The organism is Streptomyces canarius (genome assembly GCF_014650735.1).
In the GTDB taxonomy this organism is placed as follows: Bacteria; Actinomycetota; Actinomycetes; order Streptomycetales; family Streptomycetaceae; genus Streptomyces; species Streptomyces olivaceoviridis.
The window spans coordinates 57,859-83,808 of sequence record NZ_BMVN01000035.1; the positions used below are offsets into that span (position 1 = coordinate 57,859).

Annotated in this window: 1 protein-coding gene; it reads left to right on the forward strand. The window is 67.7% G+C overall.

From position 1 onward, the window contains the following. Positions 1-22: 22 nt before the first annotated feature. Positions 23-25,864, forward strand: a complete 25,842-nt coding sequence (locus IE294_RS34410; RefSeq protein ID WP_189892705.1) for a WXG100-like domain-containing protein — start codon at positions 23-25, stop codon at positions 25,862-25,864. Positions 25,865-25,950 lie beyond the last annotated feature (86 nt).

Here is a 25,950-nt window from a genome sequence, read left to right on the forward strand (position 1 = left end):
AAGGCAATGGGGGGTGTGACCGGTGGCCGCTGGTGAGATCGAGCTGGACGGGCGGTGGCGGAAGCTGCTCGAGGCGTTGGGAATTTCCTTTCCGGCGTTGAGTGCGTCGTATCTGCGTGAGCTGGCGGACGCGTATGAAAGGGCCGCGCGTCGTCTCGATGAGTTGCCTGATTTCTTGATGAATGTCGGGCGGGCGATGGCGGCGCAGTTCGACGGTGGGGAGACGGTCAGGAAGTTCCGTGAGGCGGTCAAGCCTCTGCTGGAGCAGAGCCGTGATGCAGCGCATGCCGATAGGGAGATGGCCAAGTTCCTGCTCGCGGCGGCTCTGATAGTCGAATATGCGAAATTCATGGCCATCGGCATCCTCATCCAGATGCTTCTTGAGATCGCCTGGTGTCTCGAGATGGCGGTGCCCACGGGTGGTGTGTCGTTGACGTGGATCCCGGTGATCCGGTCGGTGGCACAGACCAATTTGCAGAGGCTGCTGCTGGCTCTGCTGAAGCGGATCACCGGACTGGCCGCCGAGGAGATCGGCTTCGGGATGACGCTGGACCGGGTCGTTCAGGACATCCAGATCCGTCAGGGGCACCGGGATCGGATCGATCACGGTCTGCAGGTGCAGACGCTGATCGGGTCGTTGGTCGCGGTGGCCATGGAACTGCCGGCCGAATTCCTGGCGGACAAGATCGGGGACTGGCTCAGCGGGAAGATCTCCAACGACGCGCTGGCCGGACTTCGCAGCGAGTTCGGCGATCCGAAGATCAATCGTCTGCTGGACGGGGGACTGGAGAACGACCTGCGGGACATCTTCGGTGACGGCCCGGCGATGCTCGGTGCTCTGGCCGCCAAGGGCGGCGCGGAGCTTCCGGCGGGGGTAGCGGACAGATTCGCCCAGTTCCAGGAGGTGTTCGTCAGGCACCTTGGCAACGGACTGGACGATGAAGCGGTCGAGGGGTTGCGCCGGATCGGTCGGGCGTACGGCGACACCCTGCTCGCGAACATCGACGGCAAGGGCGGTGCCCATGTCTTCGATGACGTGTGGAAGATGCCGGGCGGCTCTGCCGTGCCCGCCGAAGTGCGGTCCCTCTTCAGCCGGCTGCCCGAGGCGGTCGGGCATTCGGCCACCACCGGTGTGAAGTCGCTGTGGACGGCTGCGGGATTTATCGGCGTCGACCTCGCGTTCGAGGGGCTGGCGGAGTTCGGCTCGGACGAGGCCACCAACGTATGGTCCCAGAACCAGCTTCCGGCTGATGAGCGTCCGGAGGACGACGGCCCGAACGCTTTCACCTTCCTCGGCGCGGTACTCACCGGCGCGCTTCAGACCGGCGCTGTCCTGGCATTGACCAAGGCCATCGAGAAACTCAAGACCCTCCACTTCGACACCCCCGCCCCCGTTGCCGGCACATCGCTTCCCGCGCCGGGCGCCACGCTCCCCGCCCCCGCGCCCGTCCTCTTGGCGGACGGGGACACGGCCACCCTCGTGGACAGTGAGGACGGGGACGCGGCCACCGTCGTGGGCGAGGATGACACGTACTGGGACTACGGCCAGAAGAGCAAGACGGACCCGGCCCACGGCTCCGAACACACGACCGCGCCCACGCGCGTCGCCCACCCGGCCGTCGGGACGGGCGGGCAGCACACGCCCACCACCGCACCGGACAGGGCGGTCCCCGACCAGCCGCAGACCGGCTGGCCCACGACCACCGGCCTCGCAGCGACACCGGCGACCGCACCGCTTTGGCCCACGGCCACCTCCACCCCGGACAACCCCGCACCCCCGGACGCCGCACCCGCACCCGTGCCCGGTCCGCCGACACCCGCAGCGAGCGCCGCGGTCACGTCGGCCGTCGAACCCGCGTCCCCGCCCGCCGTCACGACCGGCCTCCAGGAGAGCGTGGGCATCACCACCGGGAACAACACTGTCCCAGGTCCGGCGAGCCCGGGTTCCGGGCCGAGGCCGGCCCCCGCAGCCCCCACGAACCAGACAGCCGCCCCGGCCCGCCCCGCCTCCACCCCGTCCACCCCCGAGAGCAGGCCGCCGGCCACTCAGAGCTCCCCGACGTCCGGGACACGGGCCACGGGCCCCGCCCCGGCCACCGGCCAACCCGCCACATCGAGCCACGACAGCGATGACAGCAGCGGCGGTCGGGGTTCGGCCGCCGGTGACAGCCTCGACCGCGCCCTCCGGGACGCCGACGGTCAGCCGAGTGGCGGGCGCAGTACATCGCACGACGGAGACGGAGAGCACCACGACGTCCGGTCGTCGCCCGGACATGCTGCGCCTCCCGCACAGGACGCACCCACGGCGTCTGGTGTTCGGACGGGGACGGCCGAACCGGAGCAGACCACGATTCGGGCCACCGAACCGCGTCGTGAACGGGGACTTCCGCAGGCACCCGCCTCCCCGGCGGCCGGACCGGTCAGCCAGGCCCGCCCCGCTGTCGAGGACGAGGCGTCACTTGGTAGGCCTCCTGTCGGCCCCCGCGGTGAGACGAGCGGTACCGGTACCGGTACCGGTCCGCTCGTCAGCCGCCCCCCGGACCTGGCCGACACCTTCGGGACTGTGAACCCGCCGGCCGCCCCCACCCGCAGCGTGCCCACCCAGCAGTGGAGCGAGCCCGCGCCGGGTGCGGACTCCGGCGAACGCACCGGCGACGGCCGGGCATTCGGCGCGGCTACCGGGTTCGAAGGTGTCGGTGACTCATCGAGGGCGATGGAAATCGCCCGCACGCTGATCGACGTGCCCGCCGCAGTGGAGCAGCCAGTCGCCGCTCGCACGGAGGCAGCCCGTCTGATCGGGCTCCTCCTGCGCGACGAAGCCGTCGCGGAGAACGTCGCGGCCAGTGAGGTACGAGTCGTCGTCATCCCCCGTGACCAGAGCCTCACCGACCTTCCCGTGTACACCGGCATGGAAGACACGGACCGCCCGCCGGCCACGGCGCGCGGCTGGGTCGACCAGCAGCGCGGCCTGGTGGCGGTCAGTGAGGAGAACCTGCTCGGTCAGGAAGCCGCCGGCGCCGGCCGGACCCACCCGGAGGGCTACTCGTCGGTGCTGCACGAGGCCGCCCACCTGGTGTACGCGTTCGGCCTGGACGACCCCCGCAGACAGCGGGTGCAAAAGGCGTTCGGCCTGCGGCGGGCCGCCAACCCACCACAAGAGTGGGTCGACGGTCCGCTGCGCGACGTGGACGGCGAACCAGCCGACAACCACTCCTCCGTCGACGCCGCCGAGTACTTCGCGCAGAGCACGGTGGCCTACTTCGGTGCCAACTACGGTCGCGACGCGACCACACGCCAACAGCGCCACAACGGTGCCGCGTGGCTGGCCGAGCACGATGCGGGACTGTACGAACTCCTCAGCGAGCTCTACGGAACGCCGCCTGACGCTCCTCTGAGCGCCAACGCGCTGTCCGTCACCGCCGCGGACCGCACCATGTGGGAAGCCTTCAACTGGCACACCACGAGCACCGAGGGCCCGGGGCGTGAGGAGCCGGGGGTACCGGAGAGCGCCGACCGTGCGCAGGGCCGGTACGGCACCGAGGTGACCTCGTCGCCGTTGGATCAGTCGTCCGGTCCGGCTGTGCGGCCCGCGGCGGCAGTGCCGGGCTCGTTGGAGTCGGGCGTCACGAACGAAGCGACGGTCGGCGAGCCCGTTGATGCCAAGGGCGACCGGCACGGTCGGACGGTTCAGGGTCCGACGTTGGTGGGGCTCGATCTCACGGGCGAGTTCCCGGGCACCCGCGTCGAGGCGTTCGCGGAGAACGCCCTCACGCAGGCCCTCGCTCGGCGTGACCGGGACGAGACGACCCGGGTGCTGATCAAGGAGGCGCCCCGGCCGTTCGACCAGTACGCACCGGCCCGGCGCGGCGATGCTCTGGACACCGTGGAGTCGGCGTTGCGCCGTGCTCTGGACAGGGCCGCCGCAAAGCGCGGTACGACCAGCAGCGGAGTCGAGATCGTCCGGGATGGATCCCTTCCCCAGCATGTCCAGTACGTGGACTCGCCGGCGGGCGTGTACCTGTACCTGCACACCGACGTCCACCGGACGGAGACAGGGCCCGCAGAAACCCTTGAACATCCCGCGGGAACGGGAACGGGAACGGGAACGGGAACGGGAACGGGAACGGTAGCGGACGGGGCGGGCACCGAACCGTCCTCGCCCCGTACGTGGCGGGGCACGGTCTCCGCGTTCGCGAAGCCGGCCGCCGTCCTGCGGAAGATGCTCCGGACACTGCGACGAGCGATAACCGGCACCAACGCGATCACGAACTTCACCGTGCCGGGCGCGGCCCGGCAGGCCCCCCTGTTCCGGACCCCGTTGTGGAAAGCGGCGCCGCGCGGTGAACGGATGCCCGGCGCGGTTCAGGTGAACGTCGACGTGCACACCGACGGCCGCATCGAGAGCGCCACCACCGCCAAGAACGCCCTCGGGCCGGTGGCGTTGCCCGAACACCTGCTGACCCGTCTGCGGAACGTGGACGTCGGTGCCCACGACGTTCAGGGCCTGCCGGTCGCGGCGGCCGTGACGGTGCGGTTCGCCGTGAACCCGGCCGAGCGGCTGCGGGCGGAGGAGACCGGGCTGACCGATCGCGATCTCGAGATCCTCCTGCTGAAGAACGAGAGGCTCGACCCGGATCTGGCCGCGCAGGTACGTGAGTTCCGGTCGGACGGCGCGGGCACCGTCACGCCCGATCGCGTCGTTCCGGCAGCCCCGGACAGGGGCGCGGAGTACGACAGTCTCCGGTTGGGCCCGTCGCATCCGGGACCGTCCGAGGCGGAGCCCCGTCCCCCGTGGTTCGTGGGCCGCATGATGGGCGAGTTCTCGGTGATCGCGGCCGCACCCTTGACCCCCGAGGCGGCGAGTGCGGAGGCGGCACGAATCGCCCGGCTCTTCGCCCCCCTGCTCCAGGACGCCCCTGGGGCTGAACGCGCACTCAGCGGCCTGATCGAGAAGGCCCTTCTCCAGCGCGAACCGGGACAGTGGGCGAACATGCTGGTCAACGGCATGACGGAGGTGGTGGCCGGTCTCGGTCTCCTCTGGGTCCTTCCTCAGCTGACGGACGTGCGGTGGGCTGGTCCGGACGCGGAGTCTCCGACGCGGAAGTACAACGTGACGTTCGCGAACGCCGCGGTCGGCACGGCGCGGGTGAAGGAGGAGCTGCGTGCGGCTGACCTGAATTTCACTCATCTGATCAAGGGCGTCACGGCTGGTCTGGCCGCGTTCACCCTGGGGGTTTCCCCGATCGTCGAGGTCACCCAGCGGACGAAGCTGGTCCGGGATGACCACCGCACGGTCCTGAGCGGCAGCAAGCCCTTCGTCCAGGGATCCACGCGGTTCACGGGCCGTGTCGCGTTCCAGGTCTTCCTCAACGGAGACCCGCTGGGCACGCCGGCGCCGGGGCGGTCGTACGTCGCTGGCGCGGTCGTGACGGACTCGGGGCTGGACGTCGACTTCCCCACGGTGTTCTCCAGCGCCACGGAGCCGCGTCACGAGGGCGCTGCCACCGAATTCGAAGACGATGACGCGGTGGCGGGGGAACCGCAACCGGAGGGTGCACCCGCCGGCCCAGCGGCCTTTGCCCGCGAGCACCCCGGCCCGCTGCATCCCACCGTGGTGCTCAACGCGATCGATACGCGGCCGATAGTGCGGGCACTTCAGAAGGATCTGCTGCGACACGGTGTGTCCGCCCATGCCGTGGCCAAGTGGACGGCCCGTGTGCAGCGGGCGGTGCTGAACGAACGGACCGCGCGCAATCACAGCCGGTCCCTGCTGACGAGTGGTTACCACTCTCCGACTTTCAAGGCGTCGGGGTTCGAAGCCGCTGTCGAGATCAGGCTCGCCTTCGACGGCGGGCAACTGCTGGACGTGCGGGAGGGCGTCAAGATCCGCGAGGACCTGGGAGTCGGCGTCTCGGCCGTCACGGAGCGGCGTGGCGAGAACAGCGTCGACGTGTCCTTCGACGTCCTCGCGGCGCTCGGCGTCGCTGCCGTGGCCGGGGACGGCACGACGGACCAGGGCCTGGTCAAGGGACGCGTCGGTGGCTTTCTGACGACCGGCTCCGGCAGCCGGCACACGTCCCAGGTCCTCAACCACACCATCTTCAACACCGAGGACGCCGCGGCTCGTTACAGCGCCGCGTACACGGCCCAGGTCGTCGTCACCAAGCCTGACGGCACCAGGCGCAGGCTGCCGCCGGTGCGGGTGGCATCCGAAGTCGCGGTGCTGTGGCGGGAGGGCCAAGGTCCGGCGACGTTCGAACGCCAGAATTTCGGGGACGTGGTCAGCCCGGTGGTGCGGACGGCGGTAACGGGAGAGACGAACGTCAGGCCGCGCGTCGAAGAGTTCGGCGCGCAGCCCTGGGTGCGCGCCTTGCTGACCCAAGCGCGCAGCACTGGCCGCCTCGAGTCCGGCGAGATGTACCGGCAGAGCCGGCGTCTGAGTGATGACTACGTCGCCAACCGCGCTGACAACGAGCCGCTGCTGCTGCGGACCCGGTCCAGCGTCGGCTTCGGCGCGGTCGTGGAGCTGACGCAGTCGCGCGACGTCTTGGCCGAGCTGCAAGGTGCCGTGCAGCGGCTCGTGCGGGAACGCGGTATCAGCAAGGTCGACTGGCCGGCGGTCAACAGGCAACTGGCGGCGTACTTCGGGACACCGGCGCTGGAAGCGGATCTGACCCGAGTGATGTCCGGGGTCACGCATACGGTTCGCGTCGGTCCGTACGACGTCACCTTCCGGGTCGCCACGAAGCTCTTCGACTCCAGGGGCACGGCCAGATATCCGATGACCGTCAACACCCGTGCCGTGGCCGGTGACGCGGTGGAGGGCACGCGTGAGTCGAGCGGCGGCTTGCACTTCGCACTGGGGGGCGGCGGCCGGTTCAAACAGGACGGCGTCACGGGCCGGATCCTCGGCCTGATCACCGGGGGCATCCGCCTCGGACCAGGGCACGGCGCCGCGAACGCGTGGAAGGGCTACCGGCGTACGGAGACGGTGCGCAGTGTCGACGTGCACGCGATCGAGAACGCCTATCACCTGTCGATGCATGTGAAGGGCGACCGGAAGGTGACGAAGTGGTGGTTGGGCACCGAGAACCACGTCGCCCTGATCGCCATGCCGCGAACCCATGCCGCGTCGTCCCCGGCCGACGCCCCGGAGGCCGGCGCGGCTGGGAGGACGACCGCTCTGTCCACCTGGCCGACCGATGCCGGAGATGAACGCGGCCGGGGAGCCCGGCTGGATCTGTCGGACGGTACCTCGGCTCTCTACCCGGTGTTCCTGGACATGGAGGACGTACGACGCCACACCGTCGGCCTGTACGGGAAGATCCACGGTCTCGACGACTCTCTGCTGGACGAGCCGCTGCACTGGCCGGACGAGATCGTGCGGATGCTGACCCCGACCGCGCTGACGTCGTACGTGGGACCGCTCACCTCCGAGCAGGGGCTGACCTTCACCATTCCCGGCCGTCGGGGTCCCTACGGCACGGAGGGCGCCAGCACCGTGGTGCGGCTGAAGATGCGCCTCTACTTCGACAAGATGCTGCCGGACGCGGAGGACGCGGAAATCGAGCAGTACTCCCAGGGCGTCGCTCGGCTCACCACCGACTTCGGCGTCAAGGGATCGGTCGGCGGTCAAGTGGTGCTGGGGGTGTCCGGGCGGATCGGGGCCGGTGACGACACCGGTCCGCTCCCCACGACCCTCGCGGTGCTGCCCGACTCGGACGCGGCGCTCGGTGACGACGCGGAAGGCCATGACGGCGGCCCGGGTACGTACGACGACGAATCCGAGCATCATGGGGGCAACGCTCGCCTCATCGGTCTGGGGTCGGGTGACGTGCGGGCACTGGTGAGCCGCCGCACCGCGCACGACGACAGCGCCGTCACCATCGCCCGCGCCACCTACGCGGGCCCCTCGAAGAAGATGATGGTCACACCGGTCTTCGAGGTGTCCGCCGACAAGGTGATCGACGGAAAGGAGTCGGGGAACCCCGGCAGTGTCCATCTCCAGGTGGCCCACGGCGCGGAGCTGATGCTGGCGTCGCACCGCCTCAAGGACATCCTGCGAGAGGACCACCCGTCCCGGGCCGAACCGGAGAGCAGCGAAACGGAGCCTGCGGACACCGCGCCGGTGGAGCGCGGCTACCTCACGGGGGCGGTGCCCAGGACCGCGGTGTACGTGGAGACCCTGCGGTCGAACGGTGTGGCGGAAGCGATCCTCGGCCGTTTCCGGGACTCCGGGCAGCTCTCACCGAAGGACCTGGCGGACGGGCCGTCGGCGAACGAGCTGCGCCACCAGGTACACACACTTTTCGGCCCGGACGCCCTGATGACGAAGGTGACGAGCCTGCTGGGCGAGGGGGTGTGGGCGTGGATCCCGGTTCGTTCGGCCAGTGGTGTCTCCAAACTGTTCTGGGTCCGGGTGTCCCTGGCCGAGGTGCGGCCCGCCCATGCGATGCGGCATCTGCCGAACGTCCGGCTCACACTTCGCGGCGAGCTCATGGAGGCGGCCAAGACCACCTGGACGGGCGGTGTGACCGGCGCGGGCACTGTCAAGTTCACGGCGCGGGGAGAAGGGCACCAGCCCGGTGCGGACGGAGAGGCAACACATGAGCACGGTGGCATCGAGTACCTGCTGAAGGGGTCAGGTACGCGCGTCACCAGTCAGAGCGACGTGCAGAAGACCCTGTCGATCATCAGAGCAAACACCAAGGACCCCAACGGCTCCTACGCCTTTGACCACGGCGTGCGATTCCGGGTGGAAACCGCGGTGGTGACCGACCTGCCGAGCATACTGTCGGGTCCTGCCGACGGCGTGCTCTGGCTCGCCGGCACCGCCGCTCGGGCTGTGGGGAAGAGACACGAGTGGCAGGACATACGCAAGAAATACCTATCGTTCGCACGGTACGACGGCAGCGTCCAGGACGCGGTCGACGGTCGGATGCGTTTTGTGGTGCCCGCACACCTCACCCGGCCCTATGGAGGCTCCCCAGCCCCGGCGGCGGATCTGCTACGGCGCGGAGTGGGGGAGAATCCGAGGTGGGAGTCGGCTCGTCCGCGGCTTGAGGGAAACGCGGCCGGACAGGACGAACTGGTCAGGACACTGGCACAAGAGCTGCACCCGTGGGACATCCCAGCGGCCGACGCACTCGGCAGGTGGGTGCGACAGGCGGTGCGGCGCCCGGGCGACCTGCGGCCACAGACCCCGCCGCGGGTGATCGCGATGGACTTCGTCAGCCGGGACGGTGCGACCCTCCAGCACCAGACCGACCACGACGTGCTGCGGATGCACTTGCCCGACCTGCTGGCGGGACGGTACGAGGTCCATGTGGACGGCGACCGGGTGCTGGTGGGCTTCGAGTTGTCGAATCCCGTGGTGCTCGGGGATCCCGCCGGAGTGCCGTTCAAGGCACGCCGGTACACCCAGCGCGATGAGGAGTTCGAGTCGGGTGCCGAACGCAGCCGGGAGATCACCCATACGGCCGGGCCCGAAGGCGGTGCCGGAGGCGAGGACGACAACGAGATGGGCGTCGTCGCCGGCGAGAGAGGCGATGACAGGGGCCGTAAGAGCACGGCGTCCACGGGGGAGACCCTGGAACGCAACAACGAAGGCAGCCGTGACTTCCGCTACTACCGGTTCCACGTCACCGTCACGATGACTCCCGCTCGCGACCCGCATCGGGTGTTCAAGATCGACGTGTCCGACGGTCTGACGGCCATGGTGCCGCTGCGCAAGGACGGGACCCTCGAAGGGGACCTGGAGACCACACGTCTGTTCACCGATGTACCGCCCCGGCTCGATCCGATCCCCGAGGACGCCGGCTGGGGCACGGAACTGGTCGGGCGGCTCGAACGAGTGAGGGGAGGTGACGACCGGACCGATGACACGCAAGCCGGGACCCGGCCGCGCGTCCATCTGGGGTCCGAGTCGCCCTACGACGCCTGGCGGGCCATGGAGCAGGGAGACCAGCAGAAGGCCCTGGACATCCTTGCCGCCGTGGACGGTCTCTTCCCCGGCATGGAAGGGGAGATGCATGATGCGGCCAAGCGGGCGTACGGCGCTCTGACGGAACGGGAACGCGCACTCAACCACCGCACCATCGCCCAACTGCTGCAGAACCAGAGCGTGTCGGGCACGCGTTACCTGATGGCAGGAGCAGCGCGAAACGGTGACCGGCCGGATGATGAGGCTGCCGGGCACCACGAGGACAGAAGTGGCTCGTCCGCCGCGAGCGGGTCCGGAACGGCACCGGAGCGAGGCTTGTCGGACAAGGCTCGCGGCAAGCGGCCGATGCCACCGGAGGACGTCGAGGATCCTGACGACGTCACCGATGCGCCGGCACCGGGCCTGCTCTCTCCGGTGCCGAAGGAGGAGTGGACCGAGGTTCAGCAGGAGGACCAGGCGGACAGCCGGCGGATCTTCGCACCGCCTGCCTACGCGGTGGACCCGGAATGGGGCCGGGCGGTGGGCTCGGAGAGCTACGAGTTCCCGGACAACCGCTTGGTCAACACGGTAATCGAATCGATTCTGGTCAACGTGCGGGACAGACACAAGGAAAAGGTCGCCGCATTCCTGCATGGGTATTTCTCGCCGACCGAATTCAACACCGCACTGCACGCGGCACTCTCCGACCGGCTGGTCATCACGACCGATGAATTCGCGTTCACGGTCGCTCTCCGGCTGGGCAGGTGGCAGCAGATCACCGATCCACGCGGCCATGTCCTGCTGCCTGCGGAGAACCTCGACGTGCCTGTCAAGAATCTCGATCCGATTCCGGACAGGCGCGAGATACGGACGCACCAGCTGCTGCAGTGGGCACAGGGCGCCAGCACGAACAACTCGTATGGCCAGAACGTCACAGGGCCCCTCCCGGTCGGTGTGGAGTTCAAGACCGGGAACCCCGTCCTCGACAGCCTCACCGCCAACGCCTCGGTCAACTCGTTCAACAAGAAGATCACGCAGTCGGTCTCGGTGGCGTCGACGTCGTCGACGGAGTGGGTGGTCAAGCATTCCGGGTACCGGGCGGTCGCCTTCGACTTCGAAGTGAAGGTCGACACGACAGTGCGGGCCAAGGACGGTGCCGAGGCTCACCACCACAGCCAAGTAGTGGACCACGCCCTGGTCGGACGTTTCGCCCGGGAAATCGTCCGTTCCGCGGAACGGAACCGCGGCGACGCGGCGTACGCCGATTCGGACAGCTGGGCGGACAAGCACGGCGAAATGGCCCCGGACCTGCGCGCCGATCCTGCGCCCGAGTTCCGGCCCGACGAGCGGCCCCTGTCGGATCAGGTGGACCTGCCGCGTACGGGCGTGTTCGAGACGGTGGGTGGGTGGTCGCAGCTGCGTGCGGCGGTGTTCGAAGCGGCGAACTCCGCTCACAGCGACCCCTTCGACGGCTCGTACCGGGAACTGGCGGCCTTCACCGATCCACAGCTGCTCAAGGGCGGGCTCCACCAACTGGCATCGGGCGGGGTGTCGTCGCCGGTGCTGTGGAGCAAGCACTCCGGGCCCGAGACGGTGTTCGTCAAGGCCACCTACCACAACCCGGAGATCATCGACGAGTACGACGGCAAGACCCGGATCGACGGTGCGGACAACCACAACGTCTCCGTGCAGTGGTCGGAGACCCAGGCACAGACGCACGTGTACCCGGGCAGCCTGGTCGCGTCCCTTCTCCTCTGGAAGCCGCCCGCGGGCGCCTGGACGGTCACCCCGGATCTGTCCCACACGAGGAGTGTGACGGTCAAGAATCCGCCCCGGGGCATGGGGAGCAACGAAGTACGCAAGATCAAGGGCCGCCCGGCAACGGCTGTGATCCGGGTCCTGATCAGGTTCGTCGTCAGTGGGAAGGGAAAACCCGACAGGGTCGTAAGTCTGCCTGCCCGTTTCAGGATGTCGGTCAAGGACCTCGAGCGACTGCGCGACGGGTGGGGGCTCCCAGCCGGCGAAACCGCGGCCGAGCGTGACGCCGGGGCCGCCCGTCCCGACACGGAACGTGGCGAGTTGCGGGCACCCGACTGGTTCCGCACATGGATACCACCGCTTGTCAGGGTCATCTCGGTCGACGGCGTCCGACCGCTCGAAACGGCGGTGTACGACCTGCTCAGCCGGCACCCTGGATTCATGCCGCCCGGCGTGCGGCGGCCGGACGACGAGACCGGGCTGTACGAACAGTTCTGGAGGACCGACCCGGGCGACAGAAAGTGGCCGGGCCACCTTGAGAACATCAACAAGATCATAGGTGTGATCAGTCGCGAGGGGTTGGCCCGCCATGCTCCGGCCATGGTGAACGGGTATCACTCGGTTACCCTGGTCAAGCCCACTGGCCCGTGGAACGCGCTCACCCAGCATCTGCGATCGCTGACGTTGGCGTCGGACCAGATACAACTCCGCTTCACCGCGGATTTCGTCCCCGACGCGGACGGCGTGGTGGGCCACGTGGACGGGAACGTGGAGACGTACTACGGCGCCTCCCTCGACCTGACGCACAGCACGACACGCTCGTGGAACACGACCGTGTCGGGGGCGGTTGCCGCAGGGGGTTCGCCGGTGCCCTACGTCAACCTCTCCGGCCGGTTCTCCGGGTCCTACCGCTGGGCTGGTTCCACCACCGAGACCGCGGGGTACATCGCGATCGGTGCGACGGGCGGCGGCTTCAGCGGCATGTCGGAGGTGCCGGGCACCTTCCGGATCCGGGTCGAGGTCGTCTCACCGCTCCAACCCCCCGCACCCGGTCGGCACGTGCCCGACCCGGAGGACCCGCAGGCTCTGCGTGCAGCCTCCGAACCGGCCCAGGCCTCGGTCAAAGCCGTCCTCCTGGCCGCGAGAGACCTCCTCGACGAGAGGGACCGGGAGACCGGCTCCTTTCACCCCACTCTGCAGTACTCGTCCGAACCCGGCGAGGCGGACTCGACGCGACGAGTCCGCCACGAGCCGCGCGAGTACAGCACATATCGTCAGGCGGCGGGCGAGAACCTGCCGTACCGGCTGCTCCTCATGGCGAACACCGCGTTGGGCGGGCACATCGAAAACGGTCTGCGGGACTTCGGTGTCCGGTTCTCCCGCGAGTGGGACCGCACCGACCTCGACCTCGTGCTCCAGCAGTTGGGTCAGCGCACGCAGGACATGCTGCGCGGTCCGCTCACCATCTGGGAACGGCAGGTCGACACGGCTCTGTACAACGGTAAGAAGGTCGAAGTCCGCGTCAGGTTCTCCGATGTGGAACTGCACAAGATGGGCGAGGTCACCGACGCGTACATCTACGACCATGCGCTCGGCATAGCGAACGTCTCGCGTAACGAAAGCCAGGACACCGCGGCACTCAGCTTCGCCGGCTCTTTCACCGCCAACTACAGCAACGGCGCCCAGCAGGGCCACACGATCGACGGGCACCCGTCCATTGGTCTCTCGTCCGGCGGCGGATATTCGCGGAACGGGGTGACGTCCCGGAGCAGGACCATCAGTGCGCAGACGGACCGGGTGAACATCGACATCGGTGGTCCGAAGGTGGTGGCCCGCGGCACCATGCTGGCCCATGTGACGATCGTCGCGGAAGGCGGGACCAAGAAGGACCTCGAGCCCGTGCCGGTGCACATCCTGGCTCTCGTACCCACCGACAGCGCCCGCACGATGGGGCTGCTTCCCCCGCGCCCCGCCGACCCGGCACAGGACGACAACCAGGAACAGAACCGGACACTGCGTGCCCCCCTGTCCGTTCTCCGAGGGGACGGTTTCGACCAGGCCAACATCGTCGACATCCCCGACCTGCGCGGCGCAGTCGACGAAGCCGTGCGCAAACTCGAGCAGGAACGGTTCGAGCCCGTCAGGATCGAGAAGATCAAGCAGGCGCTGGAAATCCTGACGTGGCGCGAAGTGCTCAAGGCGCTCATGGAGACGGCGTTCTCCACGGGCATCGTGATCCAGGTCGACACGACCACCGCGTTCGCCTCCTACACCGACCGGATCACCGTGCGGGCCACGGTCGCCGCCGAGGAACCCGGGGGAGTTGTCGAGGGCAAGTTCGTCACCGAGGGAAAGAACGTCGTCGTCGACGGCAGCAGCCACGAGCGCCGGCACACCCGGTCCCACAACCTTTCGGTGACGCTCATCGGCGGTGCCGACCTCGTCGACAACCCCGCCGACAGCAAGCGGGTCATGCCCTACAGCGTCGGCGGAGCGCTTTCCGAAACGTACTCTCGCGGCAGGAAGATCGAGAGCGAGACCCAGGGCAGCGTCACCCTCCTGGATGTCGATGAGAACGTGTACACGGTGGTGAAGCCCCACTTCACGATCACGCTCGTGTCGCACCAGACGAGAGAGACCGGCACACCCGGCCTGGACCCGTTGTTCTCGCGCGTCGCCGGAACCACCCGGGAAACCGTGGTCTACCAAGGCTCCGGGGACGGCTCGCTGGTTCTCGCCCACCCACGGTCCGTCGGGCAGTCGGAGGCGGCCGACGCTCTCGGTCCCACAGAAGTCCGAGCCGAGCGGACCAACAGGATCGCGCCGCACGGCCTTGCCCTCACCGACGCCCACCTCCGCGAGACCCGCTTCGACACCTTCAGCGGCCTGGACCGGGTCAGCGATGCCGTCATCGCCTACGTCGGCGACTTCCTGTGGTCGGCCTCCGGCGGAGCCTCCCGGCAGACCAACCCGGAACAGCTCAACACCGCGATCAAGACGGTCTTTGCCAGCATCAACGCCAACGGCCTCGGCAGAACCATCGTCGAACCGCTCCAGATCCGCATCACCCGGCCCGGGGCCTTCAAGGACGCCGACGACGTCCTCACCCTATCCATGGCCATCCACGATGTCGCCACGACACCGGTAGGGCCCGGCAGCTCACCCGAGCACAACAAGAGGATCCTCAAGGAGTACCAGCGCAGGTCGGTAGCGGCCGGTGGTAGCTACAGCGCCGGTCTGACCGCGTCGGTCAACGGCTCCCTCCGAGCCCAGGGACGGGAGATCGAGGCGGATGCCACGGCCAAGGGAGGCCTCAGCCCGTCCTACTCCCGCTCCAAGAGCAGCGGCGGCGGACTTCCCGACGCCAAGACCATGCGCGAGACCGGCAACAAGACGACCCCCAACACCGGGTGGCCCGACGCCGATCCGAACAGCAGAACGACCGTCCGACTGGAATCCAGACACGTCAGCTACCACATCGCGCTACGCAGCGGCGATACGTCCCAGTCCCTCGTCATCCACGTCAGGGGGCCCCAGGCGGTCGTCTTCTCCCCCACCCGCGAAACGGCCGACCAAATTCTCGCCCTCACCGATGCCGGTACGACCGACGCGGCCGCCGACACGGAGACCGTCGACCTCCTCGAAGCCCACGCCGGGCCCGGTGACATGCCGGGCGCCTGGCCCGACGCCGGAACCTCCGAGGACGACCGGGACGACATCGTCACAACGAGCCGGACAGGGACGACCCGCCAGCGTGTGAACAGACCGGTGCGGGACCCACGACCGGTGCTTCCCGGTGGAGGGCACATCGACGGCCCGGGTGCCCCGGACACTTCATCCATGGAGTCCCTGGCGAGGGAAATCGGGCTGGAGGGGAGCGTAACGCCCGGCACGATGGCGAGGGCCCTGGAACTCTTCCAGCAGGCCGTGTACGTCCCGGTGAGGATCGGTGCCGAGGACGACGGCCGTGATGGCGCGTTGCGCGACCTCGCACTGCTCCTGCATCAGCAGGAGGTGGACGACTGGGACCCCGACGACCGACGCGTCACGGACTTCCTCGACCGCCTGGCCGCCCAGTTCGCCCCGCCGGACGCCGGGAGCGCGCAGCGTGGGAGCGTGCGGTTCCCGGACACATGGAACTTCGATCTCGATGAACTGAGGGGGGAGGTCATCAGACAGCTCGGTCACTGGGGAGCGCCTACGGAGGGAGTCACCCTGGACCGGGTAGAGGCTGAGGCCGGCAACCTTCTGCGTGAGCAGGGATGGGAAAGGCAGCCGGCCGTGGCGGTAGGAAGCCGGATCGCCTGGGCTTTCGCGGATAATCGCACACCGGTGGGTGTACTGGCCGGGGCGAAGAGAAAGCAGCATCGTGACACCTCTGCCGCTGAGCCCGCAGAGGTGGACTGGGGGGCAGTTCCGCAGCGGATTGAGCAGATATACAGGCAGATGTACCCAAGCTCGCCTGACATCAAGGTAATAGAACGGATCAAGAGAACAGCCCAGACGGCTGTGGGGCCGACAAGGAAGGTTGACGCACAGACCGTCGACGAGCTGATCCGTGTTGTTACCGCTTCCCTCGGTATGAGTTCCGATCTGTCCGGCATGGCCGGCGCTCTTCTGGATCATCCGCACCTGTTGCAAAAGGCCGCTTCGCACGACGATTCTGCCCGCCTATTGGCGTCGCGACCTTCCTTGCTCGAACGACTGTCCGGCAGGCCACGGCTCGTGCAGGTTATGGACGTGCTCGCCGATATGGTCTATCTGGACATAGTGCAAAGTGGCCGTCTTGCCATTCCTGCCGAGCTGGAAGCGAGCCCCTTGGTCGAAATATTCGACCGCGAGGAGACGGTTCGTTACCTGGACAGCAACAAGAGAGCTAACACGGAGACTCGATTCTATAATTCCCTCCATTATCTGCGGACTTTTCGCGGTGACATAAGCCTGTCGCAAGCGGCGCTTGCCTACGAGATGAATCGGACCTTCATTCAACTTCAGGCGATGCCACCGTTCGTGGAAGCCCTCATGAAACAAGACCCGGCGAAGCGTGCGGCCATCCTGCATCAAGTTATGGGGAAACCAGGTTTCACGTTCGCCTTTTATTCTGCGTACTTCGAGAAACGGCTTCTTTCGGGTATCCCTCTGCACGACCTCTTCGCCGATTCCCGATTTCTGAGCGATGTGGAGGCCAACATACGGCTGGCTGCGCCGCTGCTCTCGGTTCCCGGCTGGTACGAAGCACTGAAGTCTGACTTTTCTGCGATCAGGGATGTCTTCGCCGGTGCTCCGGCTGGAGACCGTCTGCTGACGGCCTTGCCCTATGCTCCGCGGTTCGGTGAGCGGCTGATCCGAAACCACCCACTGCTGGAAGCGGCGGTTCGCAGCGAGCGAGCTGCCCTCATGATATCGGGAAATCCCGGGATATTCGACACTCTCTCGGACGCTCGCCTGCTTGCGTTTTTCAAGGGACAGGGCGCCAAACTCACTCTGAACGTGCCCGAGGATCCGCAGCTGCGACATTTGGCCACCCTGGGGCTCGAATGGCAGGTATTCGCGGCTTACTCGGATCCTCGCCCGTTGGTCGAGCATCCTGCGTATCAGTTCATTCTGTCGAAGATCGCCCCTGCGCGTCTGTCGCCACAGATGGTGCGAAACCTTCTCTCTCCGGATCTGCGGGCCTTCCTTGAGGTGGCCGAATCGCAGAACATTCCTGACGCGGATCTTCGAACGATCGCCGCCCTGCCCGCACTTGCCCCTGATGACCGGGATGCAGGTTATTTGGGATTCCAGAAATTGGCGCATCTGATCGATCTGGATAAAAGCCCGTCCGCAGCAGTCCTTCTGCACAATGATGCGGTCATCACTATGGTCGCCCGTGACGGAGATTTCGGTCGCATGTATGTCGACCGAATGATCAATGACACGCGCCTTGTCAACGGTGTGCTGGCCAATACAAGCATGTTCTACGCCTTGGCGAGGGCTTATCCTGACAAGTTCCACGCGTTGGTCGGAAGGGAGCTTCTGCCCCTCCTGATCCGAGAGCCGGATCTCATCAGGCGCTTCATGGAGCGCGGTGACCTTTTGGCCGACGTCCTCGACAATGTGACCGAGGTCACGGGGCTGCTGCGGTGGCTCGAGGAAAATACTGTCCATCTCACACCCGGCCATTGGCAATCGCTGCTGACCGACAGGCGCCTGCTGCACCATCTCCGCGAGAGCATGCACACCCCGGTTGCACGTGCATTGGTCCAGACACCGGGACTACTGGCCGAGGCGATCGCTCGGCAGCCTGCCTTCCTCAATCAATGGTCCAGGCATCAGCAGCGCTGGGATACTCAAGTCGCATCCGGTAACACCCATTGGTTGAAGAACCAGATCGAGGGCCTGGGAACCGGAAAGTTGACGACGGAAGGGTTCGTCGTAGACAGAGCGCAGACGTTGCTGTTGGGAGAGATGCGCTCCAACGCGAAAAAACTGAACAAGCCTTCCCTCAGCGTGACTTCTGCCCTGGCGGGCGCACGGGCAAAACTGAGTAACAAGCTCGATGATGAGGAGCTCAATCGACTGGATGAGCTGACGGCGAGAGCCATCACGGTGTACACGGATATTGATACCCCCGAGAACCGCGTGGCCTACAGCGCACTTATCGAAGCCATGGAGGTGAACCCTCATCTGGCTCGGGGCGTCTTCTTCACGGATCACCTGTACGAGGCTATGAAGCGCCAGCCTGCGATGCTGGACATGATCAAGGAAGATGGTCAACTACTCGAAGAGCTCATCCGGGATCCCGATCTGAGCCAAGTGCTGTCGTCAGGCTACGAGGCGCTCGCGGCTTATGCCTCCGTGCAGCGTGTGCGAGACGCGGTGACCGTCCGTCCGAGGCTGAAGCAGGTCATCCTTTCCAATCCAGACATTCTGCCCATTATTGAAAATTCGGTATCCTTCGAACTCGGAGACTCTAAATGGTGGGTGCTTATCGAAGATACGCCGTTGATAGCGAAAGAGGTTTACCGTCAGATTGATCGGCAGTCGAAATCAATTCTTGTGAAATCCCTGAGGGGCGACGAGGCGCTTGTCGACCGCCTGAAGAATTTCTCGACCACGATCCTGGGCGCGGTCATCGTGGGGGAGCGGATCAGCGACCTCCAGGGCCTTGAGGAAGCGGACGTCCGGAGGCTGGCACAGGTCCCGGGGCTTGCGGAGGCACTTGCCGCCCGGACGGACGTAGCGGTGGCGAAGGGTGATCTCGCTACGCTCGCCGGGCACCAGACGCTGCTGGAAGCGCTGGCCCAGTCACCGGGAGCATCCGAATGGATGCTTGGCTCCGACATCAGGTTCAGGACCGCGACGCAGGCCCCGCACCTGATCCGGCTCCTGAACGCCACCGAACCGCACCAGCGTGGCAGGCTCGAGTCGGACGACTTCCTCGGCGCGATGCGGGCGCACCCCGACCTGGCCGCTGTGCTGGCGGACCGCTCGGACCTGCGGGCCCTGGTCATGTCCTCGGAGCCGCTGCCGGCCGCGTTGCGGGACAGGGAAGGCCTGGCACGAACGCTGATCGAGTCCGCGGAACTCGTCCATGGTCTGCGCACCAACCGCACGTTGATGAATGAGCTGCTGAACGACACCCCGCTGTGGCGCTCGCTGACGCGCAACACACGGCTGGCGCCGCACATGAATCTCGCACTGCAGCGGGCTTTCAAGCGGCTTCTGGACATGGACGGCGAGCTCGCGGAGCTCGATCTGAAGCTCGACACGAACAGCCCGGAGGTGTTCCGCCGAGCGTTGCTGAACCGCCCCGTCGAAGCGCTCCTGCGAGAACAGCCGTCCTTCGCCCGGCGTTTCCTCTCGCGCCAGCCCTGGCAGGACGTGGCCGTGGCCGACCAGGACTTCCCCGCGCAGGTACGCCGGCTGATCGAGGCCGATTCCCAGGAGTTCCAGCGCCTGGTCGAAAGCGACGACCCACAAGATCTCCTCGATGCCCTGCCTACGCCGGAGAAGACACCGGGCCTGCCCGCCCGTGCCGCATCCGGAAACGACGGCGCAGCAGCCGGCAGGACAACCCAGGCCGGGCATGACACGCAGGACGCGACACGTGGCAATGAACCTGTGGTCCCGGGGCGGCGAGGTCAGGACGAGACTGCGGCTCAGCAGGCCGGCGCCGCGAGCGTGACGCTGCCTGCGGAGACGGCGGACCTGCTCGCCGGCCCGGCAGGCGCACGCGTCGCGCAGGGGCTCGTCGCCTCCCCGGAGCTGTTGCCGCTGCTGACTGCCCGGCCGGACGTAGCCGCGAACATCGCGGACGATCCCACCACGCTGGACAGCTACTCCTTCCGCCGATTCCTCACGGTGGCCGCTGACGCTTCGCCGGACGTCCTCAAGAAGTTCGAACGGGGCTTGGCCGCATACCTCCAGTCGGTCGATGCCGAGGCCGAATTCGCCACCGTGAGAGCTCATGCCGAGCTGACCTGGCGTGCTGTCGTCCGAGAACGGAGGGAGCACGAGAGGGCCGCGCAGATGGAGGAGAAAGCCCGTCGCGACCGCTTCCGTCCGAGGAATCCGAACACCTGGGAGCATTCCGGCCGCATTCACTACGCGCGGAATCTGAGCGAGGAATCCTTCGAGCCGCGCGAGGCGGACCGACTGAGGCGCCTCGCGAGGGGCACCGAGCTGGTCAGGGAGAATTCCAGCGCGATCGGTGTCAATGTGGCACTGCACGCCCATACCACGCACACCGGCGGAATCTCCTTCTTCTACGCCCTGGCGGATGACGCGCGTGTGGACCTGGTGGTGTACGCGGTCAGCCGGGCCAGGCAAGGTAACGACTACCGGTGGGACAACGCCGGCAGCAGATACGTGAGCGGCCCCCTTGCACTCCAGGCGGTCGCCGACGATGCCCGCCTGGTGGCCAGCCGCTCACGCGTGGCGGCAGAGAGCACAGAGGTCCCGCCGCCGCGCGAACAGGAACCACTTCCGGACCGTACGCAGAAGGACGACCTTCCCCAACGCGTCAACGGCCTCTCCCAGAGCCTCGCCGCATACAGCCGGGCCCGGGACGCCCTCATCGCCACGCCGGAAAATCAAGACGCGGCAATCCGCTGGATCCAGGCCGCGCGGGCTCTTGCCGACCAGGGCGCGGACCTGTTCACCGTCGCGGCGCAGACGGAGACCGACGAGGCGATCGCTCGGGCGACATCTCTGTTCTCGACCCCCGGCAGTGGCAAGAACCCGCAGGCCCCTCAACGCCCCGGCGACTTCGAGGCGGGCGCGGTCCTGCGAGCCCGAGCCGCCGCCGGCGATCGCGCGGCACAAACTGTCGTCAAGGCGCTCCGGCAACAGCACACGACTCCCAAACGGACCGGCACAACGGGTTCGCCCTCCACGTCACGCCGCCCAAGAGGTGCGGGCCTGCGCGGCGGAGTAACGGCGGCGCCCGGCCCCACCACATCGACCGCCGGCGACCCAGGACCGAAGTCCAGGAACTGGCAGAGCACCGCGTCGGACGACACGGACGAAGCCGCCGCGTTCGGCGCCCAGGGACCGCACAACTTTGAGGACCCGGCGTCCGTGCAGGTCCCGCAGGCTCTTGGAACCGGGCGTGCCGACCAGACGGGCATCCAGCAGTACGCCACGTTCGAGGGTTTGGGGAGACAGGCTGAGTTCGTCGGGGGCGAACCGCCGGCCGGTCGGGCGACCATAGCGGCGTCCGAGGCATCCGGTGTGCCGCCGCAGCGGGGTGCGGCGTTGGAGAGCTTCCGACGTGCCTGGGTCTCGGCCGGAAAAATGGCGAGCGGAGACGAGGTCGGCGCGCTGCGGGGCGCTCTCGCCAGGGCGCAGAAGCTGGCGGCGCCGTTCCTGTCCGGGAGCTTCGGTACGGTGGCACGGATCGAGGAACACGAGGGTGACTTCAGTGGACTCACTCGCGAGCTTCAGGATGTCGTGGTCGTCGCGAACCACCTCCACCGCACCCCCGGCGACGAGCGTGGTGCCGCGAAACTGACCGAGGAACTGGCGCGGAGCAGGGGGGCGAAGCGCCGGCCCCTCTTGCCGGGCGGTGCGCCAGCTCCCCTCCGGACGACAGTCCTGGGCGGTGCGACGGAGGACCAGGTCAGCAGTCCCGACGCCGTGGACAGCGCCACCGTGCGGGAGCGATGGGAGCGTTCGGAGCTCACCACCCTCGTAGCCAGGCAGACCGGCAGGGAGGCCGACGGGAATCTTGCCCGGCGGGTGGAGGAGGCGTACCGCGAGCTGCCGGGTTCCTGGTACTCCCAGCCACTCGTCCGCCGCGCCGAACCCATCGGCAACAAGATCGCCACCGGCAGGTTCTTCCCCGCTGTCGGGGGCTCCCGGCTCGACGGCGGCGGAAGCGCGTCCGAGCGCACCGGCGAGCCGTCGGCGCCCGGTGACGGCCGGGATCGGCCCGTGGCCGGGCCGTCCGGTACGCAGCCCGCGGGACCGGCCCCGCAGTTGTCCAGCCCCGACGCGGTGGGGACGACCTGGATCGGGTCGGTCGACGGGGACCCGGTACCCCGGGTCAGCAGTCCTGACCCCGAGGAGGTCGACCTTCAGCCAACGAGGGCGCGGAACCTGCAGCCGAAGCTCACTGCCGACTCGAGCGGCGCCTCCCCCAGCGCCGGACGGTCTCCGTTGTCGCCCACCTCGCCTCGCCAGGTGATCATCTCGCCGGTGAGTTCGCAGACGCCCGTCGGTCTGCCGTGGACTCCGACGACCCCGCTGACCCCGGTGCCGGATGCGGCGCGTACACCCACCGGCGCGACCACGTCCCCGCATCAGGCCGACGCCGAAACGACCAGGCGTGTGACGGCTGCGGAGGTGATCCGCCTGATGCGGGAGATGGCATCACAACCGGGCCCGCCCGGGCATCACACGGACCACCTGGGGCCGGACCTCTTCGGCCTGCGCCGTCCCGCGCCCGCTCCGGAGTTCCTGGTGAACCCGGAGACCAGCCAGCCGTACGACTACCGCAACCTCGACGCCGACCAGGCCGTGTACTTCCTGAACGCCATGGACATGAAGTACCGGTGGGACGCCGCGGAGCTCGATCCGGCGGGCTGGACGGACATCGGACAGTTCAGTTATTCCCATCGCCGCGACACCCTTGCCTGGACATCGAACGCGAACGCTCCCCGGCTCCCCTCGCTCGACGTCCGTACGCCTGCTGTGGTGCATGCCATCTGGTTCGGAGGCCCGCCGAGTCCGGACGGTCCGAGCGCCGGCTTCTGGGAACGCTTCGGCAGAGCGGCTCACCAGTTCCGGAACCAGGCCGTGTTCGTCCTGTGGACCGACGTGCCACGCGCGGATATCGAGTACGTCAGCCAGTACACGGAGGCCCCGAGTGATCCCGAAGCAGCGCGGGTATGGGCCCTGTACCAGTGGGCCGAGGGCAACGGGGTCAAGCTCATCAACATCCAGGAGGTTTTCAACGAGTCGGCGCCGATGGGGCTCCACGACGAGTTCATGACCGAGATGCTCAAGGGCGTCGGCCCCGGGTGGGCGGCGGCCAGTGACATCGCCCGGCTGGAGATCCTGGACCGGTTCGCCGGGTTCTACACCGACGGCGACAACGAGATCGGCGACCTGCGCGCCTTCGAGCAGGTGACGAACAGCCGCGAGGGCTATGCCGTCGGCGCGACCAGCAAGTTGTTCTCCAACTCTGCTCTGGCCGTGACGATGGGCCATCCCTTCCCGGGCATGGTCAAGGAGCTTGTGAGAGTGAACTACACCAGGACGCAGCCCGAACTCCTCGCCGCCCTCCGCAGCGCGCCCAGGGACGCGTTCACGCGGTTCCCCATGCGCCCACGACGGCACTCGGTGATGCGCCGTACCGGGCCGGACGGCTACTGGAGCCTCCTGCCGGCCCTGGGGCTGACCAACTTGAACCAGATGCCGCGGCTCGGGGGACTGTCGATCCGGTCGGACAGCAGTTGGTCCCCCGAGAACGCCACACCGGGGGCAGCCGCCCCCCAGCGTCCATACAGCGCGGAGGAAACGGCGTACTTCACGGCCGCCGTTGTCCAGGCCATGGTGCGCAGCCTGCTGAACAGGAGCGGCGACCTGCACTTCACCCAGATCGAGTCCGCGCTCGACCGGCACGACGACCCCGACCTCGTCTGGGAGTCCGCCTTGGGCTTCCTGGCATCGCGAGACGATCTGCGGCCCCTGGTCAAGGGCGTGACCAGGACCACGTACGTCGACGAGACGACCACCCGACGGGTGCAGCTCCCCCCGGCCGCCGAGGCGCTCCTGCTCCCGCCGCAGGACGCGCACGCCGCTGCTCCGATCGGCGACGCGGACGGCTGGTGGCTCGGTGAGCGGTCGGAACCGGTACGCATGGCGCCCGCCGCGGTGGATCACCTCGGTGACCGCGGCCAGGAGTCGCCCTTGGACAACAATGCCATGGCACTGACATCCCCCTCCGGATGGCAGTTCACCATTTCCCAGCCTGATGAGCCGTCTGAGGTGGCTGAGAGCTCCTCGCCCTCCGAACACGCCGCGCCTGATGCACGGCCTCAACCATCTCGTCTTCTCATAGCAGGAGGTCTGCCAGGAAGTCCGCTTGACAGTCCCTGGGAACCCGCAGATAAACAGTTGCTGAGTCCGCTGTCCCCGGGACTCATCGGGGAGGCTGCGCTGCCTCCTTGGGCGCGCAATGAAGCACCGGTCTCGTCCAGTCCACGTATTGGCGGAGTCCCGGTGACCGCCGTGAGTCCCGTGAGCCCCTGGCATGCCCCCGGCGAGCTGCCCATGTCACCAGGCACACCCGGGACACCCAAACCACGCCGGCTGGATACCGGCAGTCCCCGGGTCGTGCGGATGGCAAACACGAGCGACAGTATGCGCCGGGGACTGGGCGCCCTTGCACAAGAAGACCCCCGATTCCGCGAATACCTCCACCAATGGCGACCCGACACGCCGCAACAGCCCCAGCCGCAGCCGGACGGCGAGAAAGCCACCGGCGCATCCACCCGCCCCGCGGCGGATTCCACACCGCCAACGGCCACTCCACCCACACCCCACGGCACAGCTGCCCGTCACACGGAAGGAACAACGTCCGCCGAACCGTGGTCGGAGACGTCCGCCGGCAGGGCATCGGCTGCACTTGCTGAATCCGAGAAGTGGCAGGAGGCTCTCAACCCAACTGTTACACCCGGTGTCACGGGAGAAGATGGCTCGAAGGCCGCCGCGCTGGACGACACCAGCTCGAGCACACCGTCCCCGGCAGAGACAGCAGGCACCGCCGAAGCCGCCTCCGCAACGGCTGGCCTGGGCCCGGTGACGACGGCTGAGGCGGCGGACCCGACGGGCGACGGTGGCCCGCTGTCGGCACCGGAGCGTCAGCAGCCGATGCGCCACGAGGGAAACGACCTGCCGGCCTCTCGACGCGCTGGGAACGCTATGGCCGCGCTCACGGTGGCGTCGGCTGCGAGCCTGGTGGAGAAATGGCGGGCGCGGTTGAGCCCGGCCGAAGGTGACACGACCCGGGAGTCGGTGCTGTCCACGGGCGAATTGAACAAGCACGCCGACGACATCGCCCAGGCAGCCCTCAGCCAGCTGGCGGCGAGGTCGTCCCAAGCGCGTGATCAGGTGGCCGACCTTACGACCCGCTTCTCGCTCAGCCCAGATATGGCGGCCGATCTCACCCTGTGCGTGGTCCTGTTGAGAGATCTGAAGAGGAAGCTTTACACATCCGTCCCGCTGACAGCTTCGGGACGTACATCCGGCCCGGGTGTACGTAGCGCGGACGACAGTCAGCTGGGGATCGGCGGAGCCCGCAGCCTTCTCGCTCCTGCGGCGGCTTGGACGCCGGTGACGGACCCGGACGCGATAGCGGATGTCCTGGCTCCCGGGGAGACCGCCCTGATCCTCTGGGACCGCCGCCTCGGCCCCGGGCACGCGATCGCCGCCTACTACACGACCGAGGGCATACGTTGGGTCGATCCCCAGGCCCCCGCGGGCCGTCGCGTGTCCACTGCGCCCCCCAGCCCGTGGGACGCGGTGGACGCCCACGCAGTGGTTCTCGGCCGCGATGGACAACCGCGCCCAGGGGCTCTTGAGCAGCGTTCCATGGGTGCCACCACCGTACGCGCCCTCACCGATCCGCTGTCCGACAGCCGTTACGGCACCAATTTGAAGAGCATCTTCGGGATGGGCAAGAGGAGACAGTAAGAATCATTGTCCACGGGCCCCGGCTCGAATAATGCTCCGGAGCGTCCCACACCTGTCAGTCACAGCAGTGGCGCGCATCGGCGTCA